Here is a 6,561-nt window from a genome sequence, read left to right as displayed (position 1 = left end):
TTCCATGTCCCGTCTGTTAACATTAATCTTGGCATGTAGGTTCGGTGTAAAGTTTTCTGGCGAATTCAATTATACCTTATCTTCATGCTGTTTGTTTTTCATACCACAAAGATCAACACGCCCTAGTGGTTGGACTAAGTTTGTATTTTTTCCGCGTATCCCAAGCGAAACCGTACGAGTAACATTAACCTTGCCAACAGGCACGCCGTTTGAAGTTACCAATAAGTATGTAATGGATATGTCGCAAAAAGCGCAGTTATTGCAAGACAAATACCGTGATGAAGATACCGGCGAAAGCGTTATATTAAATATTTTAGCCTCAACCGGTGGGCGTGGTGGCGTGTCTAACTCAGGCAGTGTGCGCTTTGAAATAACCCCCGCAGAGAGCCGCGACTCAGACATTGGCTCACGCGAGCTGGTAAGTGAGTGGCGCGATTTAATAGGGATTATTCCTGGCGCCGAAAGCGTAACCTTTAGGGCTGAAATAGGACGCAGCTCAGACCCTATAGATGTGCAGCTAAGTGGTACATCGCTCGATACGTTACAAAAAATTGCCGAAAGTGTTAAAGCACGCTTAAGTACTTACCCAACCGTATTTGATATTGCTGATAGCATGTCTGATGGTAAAGAAGAGTTGCAAATAGAGCTTACCGAGCAAGGTTTTGCTTTAGGCTTAAACCGAGTTGATGTAGCAAACCAAGTACGTAACTCGTTTTTTGGCTCGCAGGTGCAGCGTATTCAACGCGGGCGTGACGATGTACGCGTTATGGTACGCCTACCTATTGAAGAGCGTCGCTCTGTAGCCGACTTACAAAATATACTTATTACTACGCCTACGGGCGGCTCGGTGCCACTTTCGCATGTAGCTACATTAATTGCAGGGCAAAGCCCATCTACGATTAACCGAATAGACCGCTACCGCACACTTAACGTGACTGCCGACATAGAAAAAAGCAATACCAACATGACCGCGCTACAAGCCGACCTAACTGAGTATTTAGATGAATTAATGCAGCAATACCCAGGTGTTGATTACAAGCTAGAAGGTGAAGCTAAAGAGCAAAGAGAGTCGTTTGGCTCGCTCGCTTGGGCATTGTTATTTGTATTTTTTATTATTTACTCACTATTAGCGATACCGCTTAAATCGTACATGCAGCCAATTATTGTAATGAGCGTTATTCCGTTTGGCATGATAGGCGCTGTAATAGGGCACTGGGTTATGGGGATGGAGTTAACCATTATGAGCTTACTTGGTATGTTGGCACTTATTGGTGTGGTGGTTAACGATTCACTTGTGTTGGTCGACTTTATTAATAAAAAACGCAGTGAAGGCGGCAAGATTATTGATGCGGTTAAACTTGCAGGGGCTGCACGTTTTCGCCCAGTAATGCTCACAAGTTTAACCACCTTTATTGGTTTAATGCCGCTACTATTTGAAAAGGCGACACAAGCACAGTTTTTAATTCCAATGGCAGTAAGCCTTGGCTTTGGTATTGTGTTTGCTACGTTTATTACGCTTATATTAGTGCCAGTAAACTATATGCTGATGGAGCGTTTTCAAAGCTGGTTTAGATAAATAACGAAATGTGTTCTAGGACTAAGCTGTGGTTGATTAATATCAATTGCAGCTTTTTTTTGCTAAAAATTTATAGAGTAATAAGCGGTATTAAAAACAGGAAAGTAGCAAAAAGATAGGTAAGAAAAGTGTTCCCCAAGCGTGCGGTGTCCGGCGTCAGTCCTGAAACCAGAAGGTTTCAGGGCGGAAAGCTGCGGTCTACCGTAGGCTTCTCGGTACATGCCGAGCTTGCACAATAGTAGACGAACAGAAATCCTAGTATAAAATTTATCGGCTCAGGGACTTAACCAAACTCCGGCACCCCAGGGAACAGGTTCAGTATATAAGACATAATCCATTCCTTAAACCCCAAACGTAAAAAATTGAACCGTTCGAGCATTTTTCGCCCGCTGGTAACTCGCTATTTACTTATCATGCTACTTTTTGAGCAGGATCATACAATTAATTGGAGTTGCTTTTTATCGAGTGGTAGCATTGCCTTAACTAGCAAAGCGAAGATATAAACATGAGCGACTTACCAGATTACCAAAAAGCCCAGCTGCTTTTAGAAAAAAACGAAATTTTTGTCTCACCGGCAGAAGCGCACGGCGTAATTAGCGGATTACTAGCGTGTGGTTTAAGTATTGATGACAAAGAATACTTAGGCCTATTAAGCGATGTATTTAATGATGGCCAAGCGTTTAGCAACGACCTAAAGCAGTTTTTTGGCACCATTTATAAGCAAGTGGTAGCAAGTTTTAACGATGAAGCTTTTGCGTTCGATTTATTTTTACCAAGCGATGATGAAACACTCATCGATCAAGCCAATGGCCTCGTATCATGGGTTGCAGGGTTTATGCTTGGATTTGGTTTAAAACAAAAAGATTACGGTAAGTTATCGGCAGATGTAAAAGAAGTTATTAGCGATTTTAGCGAAATTACACGCCTAGATACCATGTTTGACGAAACCGAAGAAGACAGCCAAGCCCTGCATGAAGTGATTGAATATGTACGTGTATCGGCATTGCTTTGTTTTGCCGAGCTTGGCAAAGAAAAAGCACCTAAAAAAACACTACATTAATCTAAATAAAACGGGTTGTTAAAGCATGGTTGAAATACAAAAGTCAGAATTTAAAGCACGCCGTGAGCGTTTACTTGCGAAAATGGATGCAAACAGTGTGGCCATTATTCCTGCGGCCAGTGAAGTAACTCGTAGCCGCGATACGGAATATGCATTTAGACAAGACAGCGACTTTTTTTACTTAACCGGCTTTAACGAACCCGATGCCGTTTTAGTGCTGTGCAATAACAGCGATACGCCAAGTACGTTATTTTGTCTTGATAAAGATAAACTGGCCGAAATTTGGCACGGCCGCAGAATTGGCTTCGAAAAAGCTAAAAATGAGTACTTATTCGACGAAACTTACGCATTAAGTGAGCTAACTGAACAATTATTAGATTTGGTTAACGGTCAGCAGATTTTATTTTATGCACAAGGCGCTTACCCAAGTTTTGATACCAAAGTATTTACCTTGTTAAACACACTTCGCAGCGCGGCTAAAAAAGGCTATCAGGCACCTAGTACTATAAAAGATGTGCGTGGTCTTATTCACGAAATGCGCTTGTTTAAATCGCCAAGCGAAGTAAACATTATGCGTGAAGGCTGCGAAATAAGTGCCCGTGGGCATATGCGCGCAATGCGTTATTCGCACCCTGGTGCTACTGAGTTTCAGCTAGAGGCAGAGCTGCATCATCATTATGCAATGAACGGAGCGCCGCACCCAGCGTACGGCACCATTGTTGGCAGTGGCGATAACGCTAATATTTTACATTACACCCAAAATAGCGATGTGCTAAAAGATGGCGACCTAGTATTAATTGACTCAGGGTGTGAGCTACAAGGTTACGCTGCCGATATTACGCGTACCTTTGCAGTTAATGGCAAGTTTAGCGAACCTCAAGCCGCACTTTATAACATTGTACTTAAAGCGCAAGAAGTGGCTTTTGAAGAAGTTAAACCCGGCGGGTTTATGTCGCATGCCAATAAACGTGCAATGGAAGTAATGACTCAAGGTTTACTTGATTTAGGTATTTTAACCGGCGACTTTGATGAGCTAATGGCAAAAGGTGCCTGTAAAGAATATTACATGCACGGCCTTGGCCACTGGTTAGGCCTTGATGTTCACGATGTAGGCGATTACAAACAAAACAACGTTGAGCGCGCATTTGAGCCAGGCATGGTTTTAACCATAGAGCCTGGGCTTTACATTAGTGAAGATTCAAACGCACCGCAGCAATATAAAGGCATTGGTATTCGTATCGAAGATAATTTACTTATTACTGAGTCAGGGCATGAAAACCTCACCTTGAGTGTGCCTAAAACCATAAACGATATAGAAGCACTTATGCAAAGTGCAAAAAGCGCATAAGCTTGGAGAAATAAAGTGGCTAAGCAGTTTGATGTCGTTGTTATTGGGGGCGGGCTTGCAGGGGCAAGTTGTGCGCTAAGCATTGCTAAAACAAACCCTTCACTCGCTATTGCGGTAGTAGAGGCAAACCAAGTAACGGGCGATTACCACCCAAGTTTTGACGACAGAAGTATTGCCCTTGCACAGCAGTCGGTTGAGTATTTACAGCAGTTAAATTTATTTGAGCCACGTGCGCCATACACAGCAGCAATAAAAAAAGTAAGCGTGTCGGATCGTGGTCACTTTGGTAAAGCGCATATTAGTTGCGACGAGTTTGCTAAACCTTCATTAGGTTACGTGGTTGAGGTAAACCCGTTTGGCCGCGCACTGTATCAGCGTTTAACGCAAGCGAGTATTGCACTTTATTGCCCCGATAGCGTAAGCGCTATTAAGCAAAGCCTAAACAGTAATGAGGTTACTTTACAAAGCGGCGAGCAACTTAATGCTAAACTACTGGTTATTGCCGATGGTGCGCAATCTCCAACCCGTAACTTACTGGGTTTAGGCTTTAATACTCAGCCCTATGAGCAAGGCGCTATTATAGCCAATGTTGAAGTAGCAGGCGGGCATAACAACCATGCGTATGAGCGCTTTACCGAGCACGGCCCTATGGCGCTTTTACCAATGAGCAATAACCGTTACTCATTAGTGTGGTGTATGAAGCAACATCACGTTGAGCAGCATACCGTTTTAAGTGAAAGCGACTTTTTAAATGCGCTACAAAGTGCATTTGGTTACCGAGCAGGGCAATTTACAAAAGTGGGCGCACGCGCAAGCTACCCGCTGGTTTATGGGCAAGCAGAATCATTAACGGCGCATCGTACAGTAGTAATTGGTAACGCTGCTCATGCTATCCACCCCATTGCAGGGCAGGGCTTTAATTTAGGCCTGCGTGATGTACAAGTACTTAGTAATTTAATTGCAACAAGTAAAAACGAGTTAGGCAGTTATGCGTTTACCCGTGAGTATTCACAAAAGCGTAGCATCGATATAAATACCGTAATGAGTTTAACCGACGCACTGGTTAGGCTTTTTTCAAACTCGTCACGGGTATTAGCGCTTGGGCGCAGCATTGGGCTTTTCTCAATGGATTTATTTCCCGCATTAAAAGCACCATTGGCCAAGCAGCTAATGGGGCAAGTTAAACAAGGTACACGTTTATGAAGCAAGCACAGGTTTGTATAGTGGGTGGTGGCTGCGTAGGCTTAACCCTCGCGTTAGGACTCGCTAAAGCCAATGTAAGTGTTGTGGTGCTAGACGCCGCGCCAAAGCAATTACCGCCAAGTGATGAATATGCCTTGCGGGTAAGTGCGCTGAGTATTGCAAGCCAAAACCTGTTTGAGCAATTAAACGTGTGGCCACACATAATGGCAGAGCGAGCGTGTGCATATACGCATATGGACGTACGCGACGCAGACAGCTTTGGTAAAATAACCTTTAATAACGAGCAACTTGAGCTTGAACACTTAGGCCATATAGTTGAAAACGATATTATTCGTTTTGCACTTATAAAAGAGCTAGAGCAACACCACACTGCCACACTGATGTTTGATACTGAGTATCAACAAATACACCAAAGTGAGTCCGACGTATTTATAACCCTTAAAAGCGGTAAGCCTATTATTGCTAAGCTGCTGGTGGCGGCCGATGGCGCAAATTCGGCTATTCGTAAACAATTTAATATGGCGCTAAGCTTTAAAGATTACGACCATCATGCATTGGTTGCTACGGTTAAAACCAAAGAGCCACACGCAAACACCGCACGCCAAGTGTTTTTACCAACTGGACCACTGGCATTTTTACCCCTTAGCGATGACAACACCCATTCTATTGTGTGGTCTACCAGCCCTAATCATTGCGATGAATTGCTAGCAATGGACGAAACTACTTTTAATAAAGCTGTAATGGCAGCCATAGATGGCCAATGCGGGCTGTGTGAAGTGCAAAGTAAACGCGCAGCATTTCCTCTTAAAATGCGCTACGCCCAGCAATGGGTGAGCGGCAAAGTGGTATTAATGGGCGATGCAGCCCACACCATTCACCCACTTGCAGGGCTTGGTATGAACCTAGGCCTAAAAGACGCCGCTTATTTAATTGAGCTACTGACAAGTGATAGTAAAGAGTTTGCGAGCACCCGTACCCTTCGCGATTACGAGCGCACCCGCAAGCTCGACGCGCAAAAGCATATAGCCTTGATGCAAGGGCTTAAAGAGTTATTTGAAGGTGCCAACCCGGTTAAAAAGCTGATACGTGGAGTCGGGCTGTCACTCGTTGATAACCTAGGCCCAATAAAACACCTGTTCGCCAAAGAAGCGATAGGCAAATAAGTAGGTTGGGAAGAGCGAAGCGAAGCCCAACGTATAAAGTAGAGTGGTTAGCTTTTAGCTATCAGCTATCAGCTTTCAGTAAAGTGATCTGACCCCGATAAAGTAGACACGGGGTTTTAATTCATTGATTCATATTGTATGGGGCTAACATTTCCAATCGTCCCATGCATTCGCACTGAGTTGTAGTAATTCTCAATATAAAAACGACTTT

6 protein-coding genes and 1 other RNA gene are annotated in these 6,561 nt (G+C 43.7%); 5 read left to right on the top strand and 2 right to left on the bottom strand.

Going from position 1 to position 6,561, the window contains the following annotated elements; all coding sequences use genetic code 11:
• A partial coding sequence (locus PSI06_RS20455) for an efflux RND transporter permease subunit (protein WP_273604756.1) occupies positions 1-1,576 on the top strand: 1,576 nt, incomplete at its 5' end.
• Between the two features lie 128 nt (positions 1,577-1,704).
• Here the strand turns inward: PSI06_RS20455 and ssrS are convergent.
• Positions 1,705-1,888: non-coding RNA, 6S RNA (ssrS, locus tag PSI06_RS20450), on the bottom strand.
• Between the two features lie 193 nt (positions 1,889-2,081).
• On the opposite strand from ssrS, the gene PSI06_RS20445 reads away from it, so the two are divergent.
• Genes PSI06_RS20445 through PSI06_RS20430 form a run of 4 tightly spaced genes read left to right on the top strand, consistent with a single transcriptional unit; the run spans position 2,082 to position 6,350 of the window.
• Positions 2,082-2,636 (top strand): UPF0149 family protein, encoded by a 555-nt coding sequence (locus tag PSI06_RS20445; RefSeq protein ID WP_004589599.1) that lies wholly within the window; start codon positions 2,082-2,084, stop codon positions 2,634-2,636.
• A 25-nt stretch (positions 2,637-2,661) separates the two neighbouring features.
• Positions 2,662-3,984 carry a Xaa-Pro aminopeptidase gene (gene pepP / locus PSI06_RS20440; RefSeq protein WP_273604755.1) on the top strand — a complete coding sequence of 441 codons (1,323 nt, stop codon included), beginning with the start codon at positions 2,662-2,664 and terminating at the stop codon, positions 3,982-3,984.
• A gap of 15 nt (positions 3,985-3,999) precedes the next feature.
• Positions 4,000-5,187, top strand: coding sequence for a 2-octaprenyl-6-methoxyphenyl hydroxylase (gene ubiH / locus PSI06_RS20435; protein ID WP_273604754.1), 1,188 nt, complete (start codon positions 4,000-4,002; stop codon positions 5,185-5,187).
• The gene (locus tag PSI06_RS20430; RefSeq protein WP_273604753.1) at positions 5,184-6,350 is read left to right on the top strand and encodes an FAD-dependent monooxygenase; all 1,167 of its coding nucleotides are present in this window, start codon (positions 5,184-5,186) and stop codon (positions 6,348-6,350) included. The genes ubiH and PSI06_RS20430 overlap by 4 nt, the downstream gene beginning before the upstream one ends.
• 116 nt (positions 6,351-6,466) lie before the next feature.
• Here PSI06_RS20430 and PSI06_RS21750 read toward each other — a convergent pair whose 3' ends face one another.
• Positions 6,467-6,547: an IS3 family transposase gene (locus tag PSI06_RS21750; protein WP_369128032.1), complete on the bottom strand. Its 81-nt coding sequence runs from the start codon at positions 6,545-6,547 to the stop codon at positions 6,467-6,469.
• Positions 6,548-6,561: the final 14 nt, after the last annotated feature.

Origin of the sequence: Pseudoalteromonas sp. GABNS16E (assembly GCF_028598715.1) — a bacterium.
GTDB lineage: Bacteria > Pseudomonadota > Gammaproteobacteria > Enterobacterales > Alteromonadaceae > Pseudoalteromonas > Pseudoalteromonas atlantica.
This window is presented reverse-complemented; position numbering and strand designations above follow the sequence as displayed.

What these genes read in the sequence shown, in the direction of transcription:
- PSI06_RS20430 (WP_273604753.1), top strand. Translation starts at nt 5,184, where the DNA reads ATGAAGCAAGCACAGGTTTGTATAGTGGGTGGTGGCTGCGTAGGCTTA.
- pepP (WP_273604755.1), top strand. Translation starts at nt 2,662, where the DNA reads ATGGTTGAAATACAAAAGTCAGAATTTAAAGCACGCCGTGAGCGTTTA.
- PSI06_RS20445 (WP_004589599.1), top strand. Translation starts at nt 2,082, where the DNA reads ATGAGCGACTTACCAGATTACCAAAAAGCCCAGCTGCTTTTAGAAAAA.